The organism is Streptomyces sp. NBC_00637 (assembly GCF_045161545.1).
Taxonomy (GTDB): Bacteria; Actinomycetota; Actinomycetes; order Streptomycetales; family Streptomycetaceae; genus Streptomyces.
Genome location: NZ_CP109046.1, coordinates 4,355,997 through 4,376,116 on the forward strand (window position 1 = coordinate 4,355,997; position 20,120 = coordinate 4,376,116).

Genomic DNA, 20,120 nt, shown 5'->3' on the forward strand with positions numbered 1-20,120 from the left:
TTCGCGGTACCTTCGCGCGACCTTTACGGAACCGGTGCTTCCGCCACGCGTCACCTGTACCCGCGAAGGATGAAGGGGAGGGGCGCATCGGCCACCGGACACGGTCACCGACACTCCCACCGGGGCATGCGGCTGTGGGTATAGCCGGGCACGCCCCCGCGGGCATGCGTCAGCGCGTGGCGGGGCGCAGGTCGGGCAGCAGCGGCACCAGCCGGTCCCACCGCTCGATCTGGCAGCCGTTGCTGCGGTCGTACGTCGCGTCGACCGGACGCCCGGCCCAGCGGCCCGTGACATGGGCGGTGGCCGGCCCGCCGTACCGCATGGTGCAGATGCCGTCGGCCGGCGCGGGCGCGAAGGTGTCCCTGCCCCACCTCGCGTTGCGGTCCACGGCGCGACAGGCGTTCTCCACGTCCGGGTGACTGCCGCCTCCCGGGTGGCAGTACAGCTCGAACGTCCCGTCGGCCCGCCCGCCGGCCTGCCGGACGGTGACCGTGAGGTGATCGCCGGAGACCCGGTCCTCCTCCCGGACGGGCGGGGGCGCGAGCGGGACGACCTCGGCGACGGCGCTGACGGCGGTGACGCCGGTGACGGCCTCGGCTGTCCCGGCGGCGGACGCGGCGCCCACGACGGCACAGGCGGCGGATGCGGCGACGGCGAGCCGTCGCAGGGGGGTGACCTGGAACATGACAGGACTAACGCGACGCCACGGACGACGTTGCACCCCGCCAACCGCTTTGCCCTGCGACCCACCGGCCTAGTACCGTGGACGGCGATTGGTGACACGCCGCTCGACTGTGTCATCATCTGCACGCACCACTCGCCCACACGCGAGCGGTTGTGCTGGAGGCGTCGCCTAGTCCGGTCTATGGCGCCGCACTGCTAATGCGGTTTGGGACTTCAATCCCATCGAGGGTTCAAATCCCTCCGCCTCCGCGCGATCACCGAAGCCCCGGTCCCGAGGACCGGGGCTTCGTCGTTCCGCAGAAGCCCCCGGACAGGCGTTTCCGCAGCTCACAAGCGGTATGGCAAACGGATTTCACATGTCGGCGGCAGTCATGTAATGTTCTTCCTGTCGCCGCGAGCGGGTCGCAAGAGCCGAGAGCGAAGACAGAAAAACCGAACAACAAGCACTCGTAGCTTAACGGATAGAGCATCTGACTACGGATCAGAAGGTTGCAGGTTCGAATCCTGCCGAGTGCACAGCTGAGCCAGAGGCCCTAAGGATCACTCCTTAGGGCCTCTGGTTTTTTCATCGACGGCAGTGATTGACGGCAACCGCCGGCGGAAGCCGAAGCGCCGCCGAATCCCCGAGTCCCCGACCGACCTCAACCGCGGCGCGCTTGGCGTTGCGAGACCGCGGGCCGGGACGGGCGCCGGGGAGAGGGGTGGGCGAGGTGTGTCACCGGACGCCGTCGGTGTCGATGTGGATCCTCGTCAGCGCGAAGATGATCAGAAGGTCGATCGTCATCACGGGGATGGCCCACAGCGGGTAGTACGGAACGAACATGAACTGGGTGATCAGGCTGATCCCTGCCACCGCCGCACCGGCCCCGCGACCCCAGCTCTTGTTGCCCACGACCCCCAGACCGGCGATGACGAGTGCCAGTCCGACCACGATGTGAATCCAGCCCCAGGCGGTCAGGTCGAAGCGGTAGGCGTACTGGGACGCGGCGAACAGGTTGTCCTCCGCGATGCCGGAGGCACCCATGAGAATGCTGAGCGGCCCGCTGAGCATCATCGCGGACCCGGCGAACACGGACGCGCCGCTGAGCCGGTCGCCGCTGTCCGGCCCCACGTGCCCTCGCCGTGACTCGTTCGGCACTGCTGCCATGGCCGTCACCTTCCTGTACAGCGCGGTCACCGAAGCGCAACGCCCGTGCGACGCCGGCCGCCCTCCCCTGCCAGGATCACCGCGATTCCCCGGCGCCGCGACCGCAACCCACCATGGCGGGGTGGCGCCCTTTCTCGCCGGTGACCGTCTTGGGGAGCGGACTAGACTCGCCGGATGACCTTGGAATGGCGGCATGTCATCGTCCACTCGGCTGATCCGGCGGCCTTGGGGCAGTGGTGGGCCGAGGCCCTCGGGTGGGTGGTCGTCCACACCTCCGACGTGGAGTTCGCGATCGCCCCGGCGTCGGGTCGTCTGCCGGGGATGGAGTTCGTCAGGCTCGACGAGCCGAAGCAGGGCAAGAGCCGGCTGCATCTCGACTTCGTCCCCGACGACCAGGACGCCGAGGTGGCTCGCCTGGTGGCGCTCGGCGCGCAGCGGGTCGACATCGGCCAGGGTGATCAGTCGTGGGTCGTCCTGGCGGATCCCGAGGGCAACGAGTTCTGCCTTCTCGGCCGGCGATCCGACTGAGCCCGTCGAGTGGGTGGTGGGTGGTGAGGGAGAGGCGGGGCGTGATGTCCCGGCCCCGCTTCGAACGGCCCGCCGCCGTCCGCACCTTCGCCCGTCCGCACCTTCGCCCGTTCGCGCCGGACACCTGTCGGGCCACCGGCACCGGTCGCGTCGTCTCCTCTCTGTACGCGCCTGTTCGTTCGCGTCTGTTCGTGGGCTTCGAGGAGAGGGACACTGTCCGGCATGCCTGTTTCGTTGCATCACATCGTGATCGACGCTCATGATCTGCCCGGTCTGGCGCGCTTCTGGGCTGAGGTGTTGGGCTGGCGGGTGCTGTCCGAGCGGGAGCGGGAGGTGGTGATCGGGACGGACGAGAACGCTCCGGTGGGGATCTGCTTCATGCCGGTGTCGGATCGCAAGGTCGTCAAGAACCGGCTGCACCTCGATCTGACGTCCGCGGTGGAGGACCGGGAGGCCGAGATCGAGCGCATCCTCGCGCTCGGCGCCCGCAGGGCGGACGTCGGGCAGAGCGGCGACGAGTCGTGGACCGTGCTGGCAGATCCGGAGGGGAACGAATTCTGCGTGGTCCGTCCGAAGAAGAACCTCGTTCGGTAGCCGAGCGTCAGCTGTCGTGGCGGCGGAGTTCGTCCCGGTAGGTGTTGGCCAGGGTCGTGGCGCGGGTGAACCAGTCCGTCAGGACGGCGGTCTCCTCGGGGGAGTAGTCCGCGAAGAGGGCGTGGAGACGGGCGTAGTACGGCTCGTAGAGGGCGTGGGCGCGAGCGACCGCGGCAGGCACCGCGGCGACGCGGACCCTGCGGCGGTCCCCGGGGTCGGGGCGGCGGGTGACATAGCCGGCGCGTTCCAGGCGGTTGAGGATGCCGGTCACCGCGCCCGTCGTGACGTGCACGCGGGCCGCGAGTTCGCCGGCGGTGAGGAGGTCCTCGCCGGCCTGGATGACGTAGCCGAAGCAGGTCAGGTCGGTGACGTTCAGGCCCAGGCGCTGGGCCATCTCCTGCTGGCCGACCATGCTGGCAGCGATGAGGTCGTCCATCGCCGCAAGCGCTTGCGCGGGGGTGGCGGCGGGGCGGCCGTGGTGCGGCGGTGTCGGCTCGGCTGGCATCTCGGGCTCTCTGCGCTCTCTTGTTTCCTGGCTGAGGAGTCCGCGGGTTCGCGGGACGTCGGTTTCTGCTGGGTCCTTGTTATCTGGTTTCGGTTTCTCTTACCCTCTAAGAGGTTAAGTACAGCAACTTCTTAGAAGGTGAGGGAAACATGGCGGGGCATCTGTACGACGAGGGACACACGGTCGCCGGCTGGACCGGCGTCGGCATCGCGACCGTCGGGACCGCCGTGGTGGGGGTGGGGGTGTGTGCCGTCTCCGGGGTCCTCCTGACCGTCGGGCTCGTGATCGTCGTCCTGAGCGCGCTGGTCACCTGGGGGCTGCATCTGACCGGGTGGGGCAAGCCGCCGGGGGTGCGGCCGAAGGCGGAGTGGGGGATGCGGGTCCGCGACCCGTGGGCCCGGGACGGGCATCCGGGATGCGTCGGATGCCGGCTCGCGGGGCGCGCGCCCGCGACCCTGGCCGTGGTGTCAGTGCCTGGGCCTACCGTGGTGGGTGATGGCACAGGCATGGAAGTGCGCGGGGCTGCGGTGGTCGGCGGAGGGGCCGGAGCTGAGGTGGGACGGGGGGCGTCGTAGCCCGCTGTCCTGGGGGAGGCGGGTCTCCTTCGGCGTGGCGGACGGGGGCGTGCGGGAGTGTGCGGGGGCTCGGGGGCACGCGTGTCCCCGGCGGGTGGTCGTGCCGGGGAGGAGCGCGGGCGGGCGGTGTGAGGAGTGTGCGCGGCTGGACCGGGCGCACTCCGTCGCCGCGGACCGGGTTGCCGACGATCCGCGACCGTACCGCGTGTACCTCGCCTGGTTCGGGCCCGGTCTGGTCAAGGTCGGGATCACGGCGGTCGAGCGGGGCTCGGTGCGGTTGCTGGAGCAGGGCGCCGTCTGCTTCAGCTGGCTCGGCAGCGGGCCGCTGATGGCCGCCCGGCGCACGGAGGAGTTGCTGCGGGCCGCTCTGCGGGTGCCGGACCGGATTCCGTACGCCGAGAAACGTGCGGTGCGGGCCGCGCTGCCGGACTCGGAGGCGGAACGGGCCGAGGAGATGGGCGAGGTGTACGCGCGCGCCGTGCGACTGGGCGGCTGGCCCGAGTCGTTGGAGCGCGCGCCCTTCCACCCCGTCGATCACGTGCGGGCGTTCGGGCTGGCCGGGGCGCCGGCCGCGCTCGGGGCGGTGGTCGAGCTCGTCCCCGGGGGAGCGGTGGGCGGGGAGCTCGTGGCGGCCGCCGGGCCCGATCTGCATCTCGCCACTCCGGGCGGAGTGGTCGTGCTCGACACGCGGTTGATGCGGGGGTGGCGGCTGGTGCCGGTGGCGGGCGGTGAACCGGCCTTTCCGGTACGGCACTTCGAGGCCGCGGCCGACCATCGTCAGGACGGACTGTTCTGACGGTCCGTCCCGATGGCCTGTTCCGGCGGTCTGTCCTGGCGGCCTGTCTCCTGGCGGCCTGTTCTGGCGAACCTCAGCTGGAGCACAGCCACGGGTTCACGCGGACCACCCAGGTGACTCTCACGGAACGGGTGCCCCGAGGGCCGCACAACAGGTCGTACCAGGCATACCGCACCCCGGAGTCGACGGGGAGCAAGCGGTTCCCAGGTGTTGCCTGAGAGGTGCCTGTGCGTTTCTCAGGTAAATCACAGATTAGTGAAAGAGTGCTCTCAGGGGACCCGGCCAAGGTGTTCACCATGACCACGACCTCGCCCCAGGGGCGCACCGAACTGCTGAGGCCGGACGGGAGCCCCGTCCGAGTGCTTGTGGTGGACGACGAGCTGTCGATCACCGAACTGCTGTCCATGGCCCTGCGCTATGAGGGATGGCAGATCCGGAGTGCGGGAGACGGCACGGGTGCCATCCAGACCGCCCGGGAGTTCCGCCCCGACGCCGTCGTCCTCGACATGATGCTTCCCGACATGGACGGGCTGACCGTCCTGGGGCGGCTGCGTCGTGAGCTGCCCGAGGTGCCGGTGCTCTTCCTGACGGCCAAGGACGCGGTCGAGGACCGGATCGCCGGCCTCACCGCGGGCGGCGACGACTACGTCACCAAGCCGTTCAGCCTCGAAGAGGTCGTGGCGCGGCTGCGTGGACTCATCCGGCGCTCGGGTGCCGCCGACCGGCGCTCCGACTCGGTGCTCGTGGTCGGGGACCTCACCCTCGACGAGGACAGTCACGAGGTGTCGCGGGCCGGGGACAACATCCACCTGACCGCCACCGAGTTCGAGCTGCTGCGCTTCCTGATGCGCAACCCGCGGCGCGTGCTCAGCAAGGCCCAGATACTCGACCGCGTGTGGTCGTACGACTTCGGCGGTCAGGCCAACGTCGTCGAGCTGTACATCTCCTACCTGCGGCGGAAGATCGACGCGGGACGCGAACCGATGATCCACACCCGGCGCGGCGCCGGGTACCTGATCAAGCCCGCCGTCTCATGAGCGGGCGACGGCGACCACGTGCGCAGAAGCGACGAGCGGGACAGCCGCGCACCCTGCGGACGCGGCTCGTCGTCGCGTCCGTCGCGCTGATCGCCGTCGTATGCGCGGTGATCGGTACGGTGACGACCCTGGCGCTGCGCTCCCATCTGTACGACCAGTTGGACGGCCAGTTGAACGAGGTCGCGATGCGTGCCTCCGGCCAGTTCGGGCCGCCCGGCGGCCCGAGCAAGGTGGGCGGCGACCAGGCTGCCAAGGGGGCCGGCACCGGCGACACCCAGCAGTTGGAGCAGACGACCGACATCGGCGAGTTCGTGGCTCGGGGCCCGCAGCCGCAGGGCACGGTCGCCGCCAAGGTCGAGAACGGCTCCATCACCTCCGCCAAGGTCGGCAAGAAGTCCTCGGACGACCTGGAGATGAGCCCCGCGGACCTCTCCGACTCCGCGATCGCGGCGCTCGGCTCCGTCTCCCAGGACGGTGACGCGCACACGGTGGACCTCCCCGGGTACGGCGAGTACCGCGTCGAGTACAAGAGCGGTGACAAGGGAAGCTACTACGTCGCCGTCCCGACCACCGACGTCAGCAACACGATCAACACCCTCGTCATCGTCGAGCTCAGCGTCACCGCAGCGGGCCTGGTGGCCGCGGGTATCGCCGGCTACGTCCTCGTCGGAGTGGCCACCCGCCCCCTGCGCAGGGTCGCCGCCACCGCCACCCGGGTCTCCGAACTCCCGCTGCACACCGGCGAGGTCAACCTCAGCGAGCGGGTCGCGGAGTCCGAGACCGATCCGCACACCGAGGTCGGACAGGTCGGGGCCGCGCTCAACCGGATGCTGAACCACGTCCACGGCGCCCTGCACGCCCGCCAGGAGAGCGAGATGCGGGTCCGCCAGTTCGTCGCGGACGCCAGTCACGAGCTCCGTACGCCGCTCGCCTCCATCAGGGGCTACGCCGAGCTGACCCGGCGCGGCCGGGAGGAGGTCGGGCCCGACACCCGGCACGCCCTCGGGCGTATCGAGTCCGAGGCCGGCCGGATGACCTTCCTCGTCGAGGATCTGCTCCTGCTCGCCCGGCTCGACGCGGGCCGGCCCCTGCAGTTCGAGCAGACCGACCTGGTCCCCCTCGTCATCGACACCATCAGCGACGCCCGCGCCGCCGGACGTGACCACGTCTGGCGCCTCGAACTTCCCGACGAGCCCGCGCTCGTCTCCGCCGACGCGGCACGCCTTCAGCAGGTCCTCGTCAACCTGCTCGCCAACGCCCGGACGCACACCCCGCCCGGTACGACGGTCACCGCGCGCGTGCAGCACCGCGGGCCGTGGCTGTGCGTGGACGTCCAGGACAACGGTCAGGGCATCCCGGCCGATCTGCTCCCGCACGTCTTCGAACGGTTCGCCCGCGGCGACACGGCGCGCTCCCGCACCACCGGTTCGACCGGACTCGGCCTCGCCATCGTGCAGGCCGTGGCGACCGCGCACGGCGGCGCCGTGACGGTGGACAGCGTGCCCGGACAGACGGTCTTCACCGTTCATTTGCCCGCGCTCGCCCCCGCCGTTCCCCAGCCGTCCCCCGAAACGAACTGGCAACTCGACTCACAGGTCGACCACAGTGCCACCACATGGGTGCAACAGGGCGCCTGACGAAAGTCGATGTCATGCGAACCGACTCTTCTCCCGGCACCCTGCCGGCGCGGGAGCACCTCCCGGCCGCCACAGCCGGTACGCCTGTCCTGGACGTAGTGATCCCCGTCTACAACGAGGAGAAGGACCTCCTGCCGTGCGTCCGCAGACTGCACGACCATCTGACGCGTACGTTCCCGTACTCCTTCCGCATCACGATCGCGGACAACGCGTCGACGGACACCACCCCCGCGGTGGCGCAGCGGCTGGCGGCGCGCATCCCGGAGGTCAGGAACTTCCGGCTCGAGCAGAAGGGCCGCGGCCGTGCGCTGCGGACCGTCTGGTCGGCTTCGGACGCCCCGATCCTCGCGTACATGGACGTGGACCTGTCCACCGACCTCAACGCGCTGCTGCCGCTGGTGGCGCCGCTGATCTCCGGCCACTCGGACCTGGCGATCGGCTCCCGGCTGGCCCGTAGCTCCCGTGTGGTGCGCGGGCCGAAGCGGGAGTTCATCAGCCGCGCCTACAACCTCATCCTGCGCGGCTCGCTCCAGGCCCGCTTCTCGGACGCGCAGTGCGGCTTCAAGGCGATCCGGCGTGATGTGGCACAGATCCTGCTCCCCCTGGTGGAAGACACCGGCTGGTTCTTCGACACTGAGATGCTGGTGCTCGCCGAACGTGCCGGCCTCCGTATCCACGAGGTGCCGGTCGACTGGGTCGACGACCCGGATTCCACGGTGCACATCGTGAAGACGGCGACGGACGACCTGAAGGGGGTATGGCGCGTGGGCCGGGCGCTGGCCACCGGTTCGCTCTCCCTGGACCGGCTGACCAGGCCGTTCGGCGACGATCCCCGCGACCGCGACATCATGGACGTACCCAAGGGCCTGGCCCGCCAGCTTGTCGGCTTCTGTGTCGTGGGTGGTCTGTCCACCCTCTTCTACCTGGTGCTCTACACCGCGTTCCGCCAGTTCGGCGGATCCCAGGTCGCCAACGCGCTGGCGCTGCTGGTCTCGGCCGTCGCCAACACCGCCGCCAACCGCCGGCTCACCTTCGGGGTGCGCGGCCGTGGCGGGGCGGTCAAGCACCAGGCCCAGGGGCTGGTCGTCTTCGGTATCGGCCTCGCGCTGACCAGCGGCTCGCTCTTCGCCCTGAACACGGCGACGTCCAGCCCCGCGCACTCCACCGAGCTGGCGGTGCTCGTCGCCGCCAACCTCGCGGCGACCGTGCTGCGCTTCCTGCTCTTCCGCGTCTGGGTGTTCTCCGACCGGCGCGAGGGCGACGAGCCGAACAACGGCGTGACGACCGCCTCCCGCGCCTCCGCCCCGGCCCCCGGCGTCTCCTTCCCCCACGCCTCCTCACCGACGTACCCGGCCGGCTCTCCCCAGACCGGCGGCCCGCAGACCGGTGCTCCGCAGGCCGGCGGCCCGGCCGCGCCATTGCCGCAGCGGCACGTCGTGCACCCGCAGGACCACGACACGACCACTCGGTTCCGCGCCGGCGAAGCCGCGGACGGCACCTGGAGGGACGCGCCCCTGCACATGCTGCCGGTGCGCCGCCCCCGAGACACCGACGCGGGGGACGCCCGATGACCACCGACCTCGACCAGACGACGAGCTGGGGCCCGCCGCCCACCGCGGCGCCGGCCGACACGGATCCCGACGCCCGGGAGACGGCCGTCCCGGCCCCCGGGTCCGGTGAGCCGAAGCAGCCCTGGCAGCGCAGACTGTGGCGCGGCCGTCCCGAGGATCCCCGCTGGGTCCGCCCGGCCTTCCTCGGCCTGCTGGCCGCCACCCTCCTGCTCTACCTGTACAACCTGAGCGCCTCGGACTACGCCAACTCCTTCTACTCCGCGGCCGTCCAGGCCGGCAGCCAGAGCTGGAAGGCCCTGTTCTTCGGCTCGCTGGACGCGGGCAACGCCATCACCGTCGACAAGCCCCCGGCCTCGCTGTGGCCGATGGCGCTGTCGGTCAGGCTCTTCGGCCTGAACACATGGGCGATCCTCGTCCCCGAGGTGCTGATGGGCGTCGGCTCGGTCGCCGTCGTCTACGCCTCGGTGCGCCGCCGGTTCAGTCCCGCGGCCGGTCTGATCGCGGGCGCCGTGCTGGCGCTGACCCCGGTCGCCGCGCTGATGTTCCGGTTCAACAACCCGGACGCGATGCTGGCCCTGCTGATGGCCGTGGCCTGCTACATGGTGGCCCGTGCGCTGGAGGACGGCCGGACGAAGTGGCTGGTGTGGGCCGGGGTCGCGATCGGTTTCGCGTTCCTCGCCAAGACCCTCCAGGCCTTCCTCATCCTGCCGCCGCTGGCGATCGTGTACGCGGTGTGCGCCCCGGTGGGCCTGAAGAAGCGGTTCGGCCAGCTGGCCGTCGCCACCGGCGCGCTGGTCGTGTCCGGCGGCTGGTGGGTGGCGATCGTCGAACTGTGGCCGGCGTCCTCCCGCCCGTACATCGGCGGCTCGCAGAACAACTCCTTCCTGGAACTGACCTTCGGCTACAACGGTCTGGGCCGTCTGAACGGCGAGGAGACCGGCAGTGTCGGCGGCGGCGGGGGCACCGGAGGCACCGGTCAGTGGGGTGAGACCGGCTGGGACCGGATGTTCAACTCCGAGATCGGCGGCCAGATCTCCTGGCTGCTGCCGGCCGCGCTGATCCTGCTGGCCGGCGGTCTGGTGGCCACGCGGAAGCTGAGGCGGACGTCGACGACCCGCGGCCTGTTCCTGGTGTGGGGCGGCTCGCTGCTGATGACCACGCTCGTCTTCAGCTACATGGCGGGCATCTTCCACCAGTACTACACGGTGGCCCTCGCCCCCTACCTGGCGGCCGTGATCGGCATGGGCGCGGGTCTGGTGTGGGAGAAGCGGTCCGAGCTGTGGGCCTCGATCACCCTCGCGGCCTCGGTCGTCGCGGCGGCGTCCTGGTCGTACGTGCTGCTCAACCGCACCCCCGACTACCTGCCCTGGCTGAAGTGGCTGGTGCTCGTCGGCGGCCTGGTGGCCGCGCTCGGCCTGACCTTCGCGGGCCGGATCAACCGTCAGCTCGCCCTCGCTGCGGCCTCCGTGGGCCTGGTGGCCGCGCTGGCCGGCCCGACGGCGTACACCATCAGCACGGTGCAGGAGGGCCACACCGGCTCCATCGTGACCGCCGGCCCGTCCGGCGCGAGTGCGATGGGCGGCGGGGGTCCGGGTGGCGGCGGTGGCGGTGGCCGAGGCGGCTTCGGCGGCGGCCAGAACCAGAACGGCACCACGCAGAACCAGGGTCAGGGCCAGAACCAGCAGGGTGGCGGCACCGGCGGCTTCCCCGGCGGGGGCATGCCCGGCCAGAACCAGCAGAACGGCACCGGCGGTACGCAGGGCCAGGGCCAGACCCAGCAGGGCGGTCCCGGGGGCCTGACCGGCGACGGCGGCGGCATGGGCGGCGGTGGCGGCGTCGGCGGCCTGCTCAACGGCGCCTCGGTCACCGACGAGGCCGAGAAGCTGCTGGAGGCCGACTCCGGCGAGTACACCTGGGCGGCGGCCGCGATCGGCGCGCAGAACGCCGCGAGCTACCAACTCGCCACGGGTGACGCGGTGATGGCGATCGGTGGCTTCAACGGAACCGACCCGTCGCCGACGCTGGCGCAGTTCAAGCAGTACGTGACCGACGGGAAGATCCACTACTTCATCAGCAGTGGCTCCGGCGGCGGCATGAGCGGCAGCAGCAGCGGCACGTCCTCGCAGATCAGCTCCTGGGTCGAGGCCAACTTCAAGAAGGTGACGGTCGGTTCGGCCACCTTCTACGACCTGACGCAGAAGGCGAGCGGCTGACCTGCCGCAGGTGAGTGCGTGAGACCTGAGCGCGAGCAGGTGAGGAAGGGCGGTGACCACGGTCGCCGCCCTTCCCCGTGTCCGCTGCCCGGCACCCTGTCCTTGCCCCGAACAATCTTGTTGTACGGCGTATGGGAATAGCTCTACGGTGTAGAACATGACCACGCCCCCGTCGCCCTCGTCCCTCCCGGGCAGCTCCCCAGGGCATCCCCGACGCTGGTTGATCCTCGGCGTCATCTGCCTCGCCCAGCTCACCGTGCTGCTCGACAACACCGTCCTGAACGTCGCGATCCCCTCGCTCACCCGGGAGCTGGACGCTGCCACCGCCGACATCCAGTGGATGATCAACGCGTACTCGCTGGTGCAGTCCGGTCTGCTGCTCACCGCAGGCAGCGCCGCCGACCGTTACGGCCGGAAGAAGATGCTGGTCGCGGGCCTGGCACTGTTCGGCTTGGGTTCCCTGGCGGCGGGCCTGGCGGACACCACGGGCGAGCTGATCGCGGCGCGGGCCGGCATGGGGGTGGGCGGGGCGCTGCTGTTCACCACCACCCTGGCCGTGGTGATGCAGGTCTTCGTCACCGAGGAGCAGCCGAAGGCGATCGGCATCTGGGCCGCGGTGAACTCGCTGGGCTTCGCGACCGGGCCGCTCATCGGCGGCTTCGTGCTCGACCACTTCCGGTGGGGCGCGATCTTCCTGATCAACCTGCCGGTGGCGGCGCTGGGCCTGGTGGCCGTCGTGCTCCTGGTCCCCGAGACGAAGAACCCGCAGGGCGACCGTCCCGACCTGCTCGGCGCGTTCCTGTCGACCGTCGGCATGACCACGCTGGTCTTCGCGATCATCTCCGGCCCCTCGCACGGCTGGACGTCGGCACGGGTCCTGGTGAGCGCGGGGCTGGCGGTCGTCGTCCTCGCGCTCTTCGCGTACTGGGAGACGAGGATCCCGTACCCCATGCTCGACCCGGCGTTCTTCCGCGACCGCCGGTTCACGGGCGCGGTCGCCGGCGCGGTGCTGGTCACCTTCGGAATGGGCGGCGCGCTGTTCCTGCTGACCCAGCAGCTTCAGTTCGTCCTCGGCTACGGCCCCCTGGAGGCGGGCCTGCGCACCGCGCCGCTGGCGCTGACCGTGGTGGCCCTCAACTTCACCGGACTGTCGGCGAAGGTGATGACCCGGCTCGGCGGCCCGGTGTCGGTGCTGACGGGGATGGCGCTGGTGGCGGGGGGCCTGACGGCCGTCGCCACGCTGGCCTCCGGCGGCTACCCGGGGATGCTGGTCGGGCTGCTGCTCATCGGCGCGGGAACGTCGGTCGCCAGCCCGGCGATGGCGTACGCGATCATGAGCTCGATCCCGCCGGCGAAGGCGGGCGTGGGCGCGGGGGTCAACGGGACGCTGGCGGAGTTCGGCAGCGGGCTGGGCGTCGCCGTGCTCGGCGCGGTGCTGAACGCGCGGTTCGCGGCGGTGTCGCTGCCGGTGGCGCTGGCGGCGGCGAACTCGGTGGCGGAGAAGGCGCGGGTGATCGACTCGTTCTCGTCCGGGCTGGAGGTCAGCCTCCTGATCGGGGCAGCCGCCGTGCTGCTGGGCGGCGTGGTGGCCGCGGCTCTGCTGGCCCGGGCGGACCGCGCGCAGGCGTCGGCGGTGCCGGCCGCCGCCCGCTGAGGGCAGCGGCTCCCGGCCCGCAGAGCCGGGGCGGCCCACTGCCCGACGGACCGCATGTCAGGGCGGTCCCCCGCGCCACGGCGGCGGGCCTCGGCCTAGCATCTTCTCCAGTGACCGGAAGGAAGGTGCCTCGCCATGTCCGAGACCGCCGAGGGCGCCGCGCATCGCAGTGTGTGGCTGGAGGGCAGGGCGCGTCGGCGTGGCCGCGGCGGGGGGCAGCCCTCGGGACTGGACCGCGAGCGCATCACCGAGGTCACCGTGCGGCTGCTGGACGCGGAAGGGCTCGCCAAGTTCTCCATGCGGCGGCTCGCGGCCGAGCTGAACGTGACGGCGATGTCCGTCTACTGGTACGTCGACACCAAGGACGACCTGCTCGAACTCGCCCTGGACAGGGCTTTCGGCGAGCTGGCGGCGCTGCCCGACCCGACGGACGAGGACGCGGACTGGCGTGAGCAACTGCGCGCGCTGGCCACGGAGTACCGCGGGCTGCTGGTCCGCCACCCGTGGCTGTCCCCGCTGGCCGGCCGCTACCTCAACATCGGCCCGAACTCGCTGGTGTTCTCCCGTGCGGTCCAGCGGGTCGTGCTGCGTACCGGCCTGCCCGCGCACGGCATCACCGGCGCGATCTCGGCCGTCTTCCAGTTCGTGTACGGCTACGGCACGATCGAGGGCCACTTCTTCGAGCGGGTCGCGGACACCGGTCTGACCCCGGACGAGTACTTCCGGCAGGCCATGACCGCGACCGCGGGCGCCCCGCAGACCGCCGAGATCATCGAGGAGTCGAAGACGCTCATGGCGGCCCGTGGCGGCGACACGGTCGAGGAGATGATGAGCCGCGACTTCACCTTCGCCCTGGACCTGCTGATCGCGGGTATCGAGGCGATGGTGAAACGCGGCTGATCGTCCCGCCGTCCGGTCCGGCACCGTGGTGGTGCGGCGGCCTCCGGTCTACTGGTCGGCGACCAGGCGGGCCGGGAAGCCGCCGGTCGCGATCGGGCCCCACCGCCGAGGGGTGAGCCGGATGATCGACTTGCCCTGCTTCAGCATGGCCTGCCGGTACTCGTCCCAGTCCGGGTGCTCCCCGGCGATGTTGCGGTAGTACTCCACCAGCGGCTCGACGGAGTCGGGCGTGTCGATGACCTCGGCCGTGCCGTCGATCTGGACCCACGGGCCGTTCCAGTCGTCGCTGAGCACGAGGACGCCGACCCGCTCGTCCCGCTTGGCGTTGCGCGTCTTGGCCCGCTCGGGGTAGGTGGAGACGACGATCCGCCCCGAGTCGTCGACCCCGCAGGTCAGCGGCGAGGCCTGGGGGCTGCCGTCGGCGCGCCGCGTCAGCAGGATCGCGCGGTGCCGGGGCCGTACGAAGTCCAGCAACTCGTCCAGGGAGACCTTGGTGTTCGTCGCGATGTTCGGTGCCATGGAGTCAGCCTAGGCGCAGCGGCACCCGTTCCGGCCGACCCTGCCGTGCCTGCGCGCGGGGTGGTGCGTCGCCCTGCCCGCGCCTACGCCTGGGGCAGTGCGTCGCCCTGTACCGCCTGGACGTCCAGCTCCACCTTCAGGGTGGTGCCGATGGCCGCGATGCCCGCCTGGACGACCTGGTTGTAGTTCATCGCGAAGTCCTCACGGCGCAGTTCCGTCGTGGCGCGGAAGGCGGCGCGGGTGCCGCCCCAGGGGTCCGAGCCGGTGCCCAGGTAGGCGAGGTCCAGGTCGGCGGGGCGGGCGACACCGTGCAGCGACAGCTCGCCGTGGACGGTCCAGCGGTCCGGGCCCGCCGGGGTCAGGCCGCCGGAGCGGTAGGTGATCTCCGGGTACGTCTCGACGTCCAGGAAGTCCGGCGAGCGCAGGTGGGTGTCGCGCAGGGCGTTGCCGGTGTCGATGGAGGCCGCCCGGATCACCGCCTCCACGCGGGACTTGGCGACGTCGTCCGGGGCGACCTCGATCGCCGCCGAGAACTCCGTGAACCGTCCGCGCACACTGGAGATGCCCAGGTGCTGGGCGACCGCGCCGACGGTGGAGTGCGCCGGGTCGACGGTCCAGGGGCCGGGCGGGGGCAGTTCCGTGCCGCCCTGCCGGGCCAGGGTCACGGTCCCCACCTCGGCGCGTCCGCTCGCCGTCACGATCGCGCTGGACGCCGTGGGCGCGTACCCGACGGCCGTGACGATGACGGTGTACGCCCCGGGAGCGAGCGCGGTCGCGTCCCGTACGGCTCCTTCACCGTCCGCCTCGGCGCGCAGCACCTGGCCGCCCGCCATGTCGGTCACCGTGACGACCGCGTGCGACACGGCCCACCCGTCCCGCGTGCGGATCTTCGCGGTCAGTCCCATTGCATGTACTCCTCGAACTGGAACCGGCCCGGTGCGGGCGAAACCCCCGCACCGGGCCGGAGCCGATAACTGTCGGAACTACTCGCCGGGGTGGGCGAGTTCGATGTCGTGGCCGTCGACGCCTGCGCCCGCCACGGTCAGGGCGGTGGCCACCGGCGGGTAGCCGGTCGCGATGACCGTGTACTCGCCGCCGTCGAGGTCGGCGAAGGCGTACGCCCCGTCCGCACCGGTGGTGGCGGTGCCGACCACGTTGCCCGCCGCGTCGACGAGCGTCACGCGCGCGTCGGCGAGCGGCCCGTACGGCGCGCGGACGACGCCCTGGAGCTGGGCGCCCGCTTCGAGGACGACCTCCGCGCGGGTCACGCCCGTCGCGCCGATCTCGACGGGCAGGGCGCGCGGCCGGAACCCGACGGCGTTGACCGCGACGGTCACGGCACCCGGCACCAGCTCGGCGAAGGAGAACTCGCCCTGCTCACCGGTGGCCGCGGTGGCCAGCAGATCGCCGCGCACATCGGTGACGATCACCATGGCGTCCTTGACGATCTCGCCCGACTCGGCGGCGCGCACGACACCGCTGAGTCCGCTGGTCCCGCTGAGCAGGATGTCGTACGCGACCGGCTCGCCGTTCACGACGATCGTGGAGGCCTGCGGCTGGAAGCCGTCGGCGGAGGCGATCAGCACGTACGAGCCCGTGCCCGGCGCGTCCAGTCCGTAGGAACCGTCGGCCTGCGCGACCGAACGGCCGAGCTGGCGTCCGGCGAGCGAGATCAGCGTGACGGCGGCCTGCGGGACGGGCGCGCTCTCGGCGCCGCGCACGAAGCCGTGCACCGGGATGCCGCCGGAGGGCGCCTGGAGGGGTTCGGCGGTGGCGACGGCGGCGAGCCGCTGCGTGCCCTGGACGCCGTCCTCCCGGCCGGGCCCGGCAGCCGACTCGGCGACCGCCCAGCTGGGGACGTGCTCCTCGGCGGGAGCCGCGGCGCCGGCCGTGACCGCGGCGGGAGCCCCAGCCGCGGCGGTGTCCGCGGCCGGGGTCTCGGCGTCCGCGGTGGCGGTCTGCGCCAGCGCGCCCTTGGTGCGCAGCGGGACCTCCTTGATGAACAGGGTGATCAGGAAGGCCAGCAGCGCCAGGCCGGACGCGATCATGAAGACGTCCGCGATGCCGTGGCCGTACGCGCTCTCCATGACGGTACGCAGCGGCGCGGGCAGCTTGTCCATGTCCGGGATCGAGCTGGAGGAGCTCGAACCGGAGGCGAGGGAGGCGTACTTGGGTCCGAGGTCGGCGATGCCGTCCTGGGCGTAGTCGGTGATGCGGCTGGCCATGACGGCGCCCAGCGCCGAGACGCCCATCGCACCGCCCAGGGAGCGGAAGAAGGTGACCGTGGAGCTGGCGGAGCCGAGGTCCTTCGGGTCGACCTGGTTCTGCGTGGAGAGCACCAGGTTCTGCATCATCATGCCGACGCCGAGACCCACCAGGGCCATGAAGACCGCGGTCTTCCAGTAGGCCGTGTCGTAGCGGATGGTGCCCAGCAGACCGAGGCCGGCCGTGATGAGCACACCCCCGCTGACCAGCCAGGCCTTCCACTTGCCGGTCTTGGTGATGAACTGCCCGGAGACGGTGGAGGAGATGAACAGGCCACCGATCATCGGGATCGTCATGACGCCCGACATGGTCGGGGACTTGTCCCGGGCCAGCTGGAAGTACTGGGCGAAGAACACCGTGCCGGAGAACATCGCGACGCCGACGAACATCGACGCGATGGAGGACAGGGTGATGGTGCGGTTGCGGAAGAGACGCAGCGGGATGATCGGCTCGGAGGCCTTCGACTCGACGAGCACGAAGATCAGCCCGAGCAGGATCGAGCCCGCGACCATCACGGCCGTCTGCCAGGAAACCCAGTCGTACTTGTCACCGGCGAAGGTGACCCAGACCAGCAGCAGGGAGACCGCGGCGGAGATGAAGAACGCGCCGGCCCAGTCGACCTTCACGTCCCGCTTCACGGTGGGCAGGTGCAGGGTCTTCTGGAGCACGATCAGCGCGATGACGGCGAAGGGGACGCCGACGTAGAAGCACCAGCGCCAGCCGAGCCAGCTGGTGTCGGTGATGACACCGCCGAGCAGCGGACCGCCGACGGTGGCGACGGCGAAGGTCGCGCCGAGGTAGCCGGAGTAACGGCCGCGCTCACGCGGCGAGATCATCGCCGCCATGACGATCTGCGCGAGGGCGGACAGACCGCCGACGCCGACGCCCTGCACGACACGGCAGGCGATCAGCATGCCGGGGTTCTGCGAGAGACCGGCGGCCGCGGACCCGAGCACGTAGATGACGAGCGCTATCTGGACGAGCGCCTTCTTGGGGTACAGGTCGGCGAGCTTGCCCCAGAGCGGGGTGGTGGCCGTCATCGACAGCAGGGTGGCGGTCACGACCCAGGTGTAGGCGGACTGGCCGCCGCCGAGGTCGCCGATGATCTCCGGCAGGGCGTTCGAGACGATCGTGGACGAGAGGATCGCCACGAACATCCCGAGCAGCAGCCCGGAGAGGGCCTCCATGATCTGCCGGTGGGTCATCGGAGCGGCCTCGGCGGAGCCGTGGGACCCTCCGCCGTGCTTCGCGTGAGCCCGCACACCGGCTGGTGTGGTCGTTGCCATGGGCTTCCTTTTCCTATGTTGCTTGTGCGGGTGTACGGGTGGTCTGTGTCTGTTCGCTTACGGGAACGGGAGGCGGCGTCGCGGGCGGGGCCGGCGGCCGGTGCGTGACCGTGCGGCAGTCGCCGAAGCTGGCGCGCAGCCGGGTCAGCAGGGCGATGAGCCGGCCGACCTCGGCGTCGGTCCAGTCGCCCAGCCGTTCCGCCAGCAGCTCGCTGCTCCGGCGTGACAGCTCGACGAGCATCGCGTGCCCCTCGGGCGTGAGGTGCAGGATGCGGGAGCGCTTGTCCGCGGGGTCGGGGGCGCGTTCGATCCAGCCCCGGTCGGCGAGGTGCGCGGCGTGTCGGCTGGTCACGGACATGTCGACGGCGAGCAGCTCGGACAGAGCGCTCATGCGCATGTCGCCGTGGCGGCCGAGGAGCGCCAGCACGCCGGCCGAGCCCGCGGAACAGTCGGGCGGCAGGATGCGCCCGAGGTCCCGCTTCACCGCCCCGACGGCACTGAGCTGACGCGCCAGCTCCTCGTACTGCGCCTGCCCTGCCATCACACCTCCCAAGTTGTTGCTTAGGGCAACCATAAGAGCGGTTGGTTGCTACAGGCAAATAAAAAGGCCGTGAAGCCCGCAAAAAGTTGGCAAAGACAAGTATTGCGGCGGTAAATGTGCAGGTGAGGGCGGCGCGGAGGTCGATCCGGTGGGCCCGTCACCGCAGCTGCCACCGGCTGGGCGGTCGGCTGGGGGGGCGGACGGCTGGGCAGGGAGCCTTTGACCAGGCGGCCGGGGAGGCGGTCGGGGAGACGGCCGGGGAGGCGGTCGGCAAGGCGGTCGGGAGACGGCCCCGGCGCTCGACGGTGCCGTCCCGGCGGGCGGTGATGCGTTCGGCGATACGGGCGGTGATGCGGTCGACGAGGTCGGCGGGGGCGCCTCGGAGGTCAAGTGGCCGGTCCCCGGCGGAGGCTTCCGGCCGTCCGGCTCCCCACCCCCACTTGGGTCGCCCCGCGCATTTTCGCTAGTGTCTCGGCCCATGGCTAACACCCAGGGCCCCCAGGGCAACCACGACCCCGCCGGCAGCACCCAGATGTTCCGCGCGTTCGTCGACGACGGCGCCCCCCGCGCCGCCCAGCCGGCCCCCACACAGTCCGGGCCCCGCATCGGCCTGATCGTCGGCATCGTCGCCGCGGTCGTGATCGTCGCGGCGGTCGCCTGGCTGGCGCTGAAGTAGCCGTCGGCCCGCACCGGACCGGGTGACGGGACGAACGGGCGCGTCAACCGCCGCGTGTCACAGCGGGGTTGGCGCGCACAGCCATGCCTCCGGCGCACACTCCGGCCGCGGCGGGTGTCCGGTATCTGTACGTCCGGCGCCGCCCGCTCACTCCCACCGCACCGACACGTCCCGTGTCTCGATGTGCATGCCCAGCGGTACGCGCCACGCGTCGACGCAGACCGTCCAGGTCTTCTCCTTGCGCGCCCCCGCGGCGATCGGCACCGGGAGCGCGACCGTCGACTCGCGTGTCGCCCAGTCGATGCCGAGCGCGTCGATGACATGGGTCCCGAAGGTGACCGTGCCGGAACGCACCGCGCTGCCGCCCGAGTTGCGCAGGGCGAGGGTCACGTCCTCGCACCACCGCTGGTCCGTACTCGCGCGGACGGGATCACTCACCGCGAGCGAGGCCGGTCCGGCCGGCGCGGTGCTCGGCGGGGCCGTGGGCGTCGGTGCGGGCGCGGGCGTGCCGCCCGGGGAGGAGGAGCCCCCCTCGGCGCCCGGGGTGCTTGAGCCGCCTGGGGTGCCTGAGCCGCCCGGGACGTCCGGGGCGCCTGGGACGCCCGGCAGGGCCGTCTGTGGCGCGCCGAGTCCGGCGCCGTCTTCCGTGGTGTCTCCCGGCCCGTGTCCGGTCGTCTCGCCCGCCGGGATCGTCGGCCCGGCCTGCCCGGCCGGAGCGCCGCTCTCCCCGTCCAGCGGGACGAGCCGCACCCCGCCGGTCGGATCGGCCGAGCCGCCCGTGCGGGAGCCCGGGAGCGTCGTGTCGCCCGCTCCGCCGATGGCGACGTAGCCGCCACCGGGCCCGTCTCCCCCGCAGCCGCCCAGCAGACCCGCCGCCGCCACCACGACGGCGGCCGCCGACGCGCCCCACAAGGCGCCCCGGCGGCCACGTGCCCGTGTCGGACTTCGCATCGCGTCAGTGTCGCTGACGCTCCGTCAGGAAGGAAGCCCTC

At 71.5% G+C, this 20,120-nt stretch carries 19 protein-coding genes and 2 tRNA genes; 13 read left to right on the forward strand and 8 right to left on the reverse strand.

Features of this window, described 5'->3' with window-relative positions:
* Positions 1-169: 169 nt before the first annotated feature.
* Positions 170-685, reverse strand: coding sequence for an SSI family serine proteinase inhibitor (locus OG440_RS19035; RefSeq protein WP_406008014.1), 516 nt, complete (start codon positions 683-685; stop codon positions 170-172).
* A 157-nt stretch (positions 686-842) separates the two neighbouring features.
* On the opposite strand from OG440_RS19035, the gene OG440_RS19040 reads away from it, so the two are divergent.
* Positions 843-933, forward strand: a tRNA-Ser gene (locus OG440_RS19040).
* Positions 934-1,127: 194 nt separating this feature from the next.
* Positions 1,128-1,200: transfer RNA gene (locus OG440_RS19045), tRNA-Arg, on the forward strand.
* A 199-nt stretch (positions 1,201-1,399) separates the two neighbouring features.
* Here the strand turns inward: OG440_RS19045 and OG440_RS19050 are convergent.
* A complete protein-coding gene (locus OG440_RS19050) occupies positions 1,400-1,831 on the reverse strand; it encodes a hypothetical protein (RefSeq protein WP_406008015.1) in 432 nt (143 codons plus the stop codon).
* 174 nt (positions 1,832-2,005) lie between these two features.
* Here OG440_RS19050 and OG440_RS19055 point away from each other — a divergent pair, with 174 nt between their 5' ends.
* Positions 2,006-2,359, forward strand: coding sequence for a VOC family protein (locus tag OG440_RS19055; protein ID WP_406008016.1), 354 nt, complete (start codon positions 2,006-2,008; stop codon positions 2,357-2,359).
* Positions 2,360-2,581: 222 nt separating this feature from the next.
* Entirely contained in the window at positions 2,582-2,953 is a 372-nt protein-coding gene (locus OG440_RS19060) for a VOC family protein (RefSeq protein ID WP_406008017.1), read from the forward strand.
* A 7-nt stretch (positions 2,954-2,960) separates the two neighbouring features.
* On the opposite strand, the gene OG440_RS19065 is transcribed toward OG440_RS19060, so the two are convergent.
* Complete coding sequence (locus tag OG440_RS19065; protein WP_406008018.1) at positions 2,961-3,458, reverse strand: MarR family transcriptional regulator; 498 nt, start codon at positions 3,456-3,458, stop codon at positions 2,961-2,963.
* A 149-nt stretch (positions 3,459-3,607) separates the two neighbouring features.
* Between OG440_RS19065 and OG440_RS19070 the strand changes: the two genes are divergently transcribed.
* From OG440_RS19070 to OG440_RS19105, 8 genes are all read left to right on the forward strand, one after another.
* Entirely contained in the window at positions 3,608-4,033 is a 426-nt protein-coding gene (locus OG440_RS19070) for an HGxxPAAW family protein (protein WP_406008019.1), read from the forward strand.
* Positions 3,954-4,829, forward strand: a complete 876-nt coding sequence (locus OG440_RS19075) for a DUF2797 domain-containing protein (protein ID WP_406008020.1) — start codon at positions 3,954-3,956, stop codon at positions 4,827-4,829. Before OG440_RS19070 ends, OG440_RS19075 begins: the two co-directional genes overlap by 80 nt.
* A gap of 296 nt (positions 4,830-5,125) precedes the next feature.
* Positions 5,126-5,866 carry a response regulator transcription factor gene (locus OG440_RS19080; RefSeq protein WP_020131327.1) on the forward strand — a complete coding sequence of 247 codons (741 nt, stop codon included), beginning with the start codon at positions 5,126-5,128 and terminating at the stop codon, positions 5,864-5,866.
* A complete protein-coding gene (locus OG440_RS19085; RefSeq protein WP_406008021.1) occupies positions 5,863-7,503 on the forward strand; it encodes a sensor histidine kinase in 1,641 nt (546 codons plus the stop codon). The genes OG440_RS19080 and OG440_RS19085 overlap by 4 nt, the downstream gene beginning before the upstream one ends.
* A gap of 14 nt (positions 7,504-7,517) precedes the next feature.
* Entirely contained in the window at positions 7,518-9,074 is a 1,557-nt protein-coding gene (locus OG440_RS19090) for a glycosyltransferase (RefSeq protein WP_406008022.1), read from the forward strand.
* Entirely contained in the window at positions 9,071-11,287 is a 2,217-nt protein-coding gene (locus tag OG440_RS19095; RefSeq protein ID WP_406008023.1) for an ArnT family glycosyltransferase, read from the forward strand. Before OG440_RS19090 ends, OG440_RS19095 begins: the two co-directional genes overlap by 4 nt.
* Positions 11,288-11,444: 157 nt before the next feature.
* A complete protein-coding gene (locus OG440_RS19100; protein ID WP_406008024.1) occupies positions 11,445-12,941 on the forward strand; it encodes an MFS transporter in 1,497 nt (498 codons plus the stop codon).
* A 135-nt stretch (positions 12,942-13,076) separates the two neighbouring features.
* A complete protein-coding gene (locus OG440_RS19105) occupies positions 13,077-13,841 on the forward strand; it encodes a TetR/AcrR family transcriptional regulator (RefSeq protein WP_406008025.1) in 765 nt (254 codons plus the stop codon).
* Between the two features lie 48 nt (positions 13,842-13,889).
* On the opposite strand, the gene OG440_RS19110 is transcribed toward OG440_RS19105, so the two are convergent.
* The 4 genes from OG440_RS19110 to OG440_RS19125 form a co-directional block, all read right to left on the reverse strand.
* Positions 13,890-14,360: a PPOX class F420-dependent oxidoreductase gene (locus OG440_RS19110; RefSeq protein ID WP_406008026.1), complete on the reverse strand. Its 471-nt coding sequence runs from the start codon at positions 14,358-14,360 to the stop codon at positions 13,890-13,892.
* Positions 14,361-14,443: 83 nt separating this feature from the next.
* Complete coding sequence (locus OG440_RS19115; RefSeq protein WP_406008027.1) at positions 14,444-15,265, reverse strand: YceI family protein; 822 nt, start codon at positions 15,263-15,265, stop codon at positions 14,444-14,446.
* A gap of 78 nt (positions 15,266-15,343) precedes the next feature.
* Positions 15,344-17,911 carry an MFS transporter gene (locus OG440_RS19120; protein ID WP_406008028.1) on the reverse strand — a complete coding sequence of 856 codons (2,568 nt, stop codon included), beginning with the start codon at positions 17,909-17,911 and terminating at the stop codon, positions 15,344-15,346.
* 13 nt (positions 17,912-17,924) lie between these two features.
* Positions 17,925-18,452 carry a MarR family winged helix-turn-helix transcriptional regulator gene (locus OG440_RS19125; RefSeq protein WP_406008029.1) on the reverse strand — a complete coding sequence of 176 codons (528 nt, stop codon included), beginning with the start codon at positions 18,450-18,452 and terminating at the stop codon, positions 17,925-17,927.
* 478 nt (positions 18,453-18,930) lie between these two features.
* Between OG440_RS19125 and OG440_RS19130 the strand changes: the two genes are divergently transcribed.
* Positions 18,931-19,128, forward strand: a complete 198-nt coding sequence (locus OG440_RS19130; RefSeq protein ID WP_054242212.1) for a hypothetical protein — start codon at positions 18,931-18,933, stop codon at positions 19,126-19,128.
* A gap of 147 nt (positions 19,129-19,275) precedes the next feature.
* Here OG440_RS19130 and OG440_RS19135 read toward each other — a convergent pair whose 3' ends face one another.
* Positions 19,276-20,079 carry a hypothetical protein gene (locus OG440_RS19135; protein ID WP_406008030.1) on the reverse strand — a complete coding sequence of 268 codons (804 nt, stop codon included), beginning with the start codon at positions 20,077-20,079 and terminating at the stop codon, positions 19,276-19,278.
* Positions 20,080-20,120 lie beyond the last annotated feature (41 nt).

Excerpts from the sequence above, each read along its gene's own strand:
- OG440_RS19070 (WP_406008019.1), top strand. The coding sequence starts at position 3,608 with ATGGCGGGGCATCTGTACGACGAGGGACACACGGTCGCCGGCTGGACC.
- OG440_RS19035 (WP_406008014.1), bottom strand. The coding sequence starts at position 685 with ATGTTCCAGGTCACCCCCCTGCGACGGCTCGCCGTCGCCGCATCCGCC.
- OG440_RS19075 (WP_406008020.1), top strand. The coding sequence starts at position 3,954 with ATGGCACAGGCATGGAAGTGCGCGGGGCTGCGGTGGTCGGCGGAGGGG.
- OG440_RS19135 (WP_406008030.1), bottom strand. The coding sequence starts at position 20,079 with ATGCGAAGTCCGACACGGGCACGTGGCCGCCGGGGCGCCTTGTGGGGC.
- OG440_RS19090 (WP_406008022.1), top strand. The coding sequence starts at position 7,518 with ATGCGAACCGACTCTTCTCCCGGCACCCTGCCGGCGCGGGAGCACCTC.
- OG440_RS19105 (WP_406008025.1), top strand. The coding sequence starts at position 13,077 with ATGTCCGAGACCGCCGAGGGCGCCGCGCATCGCAGTGTGTGGCTGGAG.
- OG440_RS19130 (WP_054242212.1), top strand. The coding sequence starts at position 18,931 with ATGGCTAACACCCAGGGCCCCCAGGGCAACCACGACCCCGCCGGCAGC.
- OG440_RS19110 (WP_406008026.1), bottom strand. The coding sequence starts at position 14,360 with ATGGCACCGAACATCGCGACGAACACCAAGGTCTCCCTGGACGAGTTG.
- OG440_RS19050 (WP_406008015.1), bottom strand. The coding sequence starts at position 1,831 with ATGGCAGCAGTGCCGAACGAGTCACGGCGAGGGCACGTGGGGCCGGAC.
- OG440_RS19115 (WP_406008027.1), bottom strand. The coding sequence starts at position 15,265 with ATGGGACTGACCGCGAAGATCCGCACGCGGGACGGGTGGGCCGTGTCG.
- OG440_RS19060 (WP_406008017.1), top strand. The coding sequence starts at position 2,582 with ATGCCTGTTTCGTTGCATCACATCGTGATCGACGCTCATGATCTGCCC.
- OG440_RS19065 (WP_406008018.1), bottom strand. The coding sequence starts at position 3,458 with ATGCCAGCCGAGCCGACACCGCCGCACCACGGCCGCCCCGCCGCCACC.
- OG440_RS19095 (WP_406008023.1), top strand. The coding sequence starts at position 9,071 with ATGACCACCGACCTCGACCAGACGACGAGCTGGGGCCCGCCGCCCACC.
- OG440_RS19120 (WP_406008028.1), bottom strand. The coding sequence starts at position 17,911 with ATGGCAACGACCACACCAGCCGGTGTGCGGGCTCACGCGAAGCACGGC.
- OG440_RS19085 (WP_406008021.1), top strand. The coding sequence starts at position 5,863 with ATGAGCGGGCGACGGCGACCACGTGCGCAGAAGCGACGAGCGGGACAG.
- OG440_RS19125 (WP_406008029.1), bottom strand. The coding sequence starts at position 18,452 with ATGGCAGGGCAGGCGCAGTACGAGGAGCTGGCGCGTCAGCTCAGTGCC.
- OG440_RS19100 (WP_406008024.1), top strand. The coding sequence starts at position 11,445 with ATGACCACGCCCCCGTCGCCCTCGTCCCTCCCGGGCAGCTCCCCAGGG.
- OG440_RS19055 (WP_406008016.1), top strand. The coding sequence starts at position 2,006 with ATGACCTTGGAATGGCGGCATGTCATCGTCCACTCGGCTGATCCGGCG.
- OG440_RS19080 (WP_020131327.1), top strand. The coding sequence starts at position 5,126 with ATGACCACGACCTCGCCCCAGGGGCGCACCGAACTGCTGAGGCCGGAC.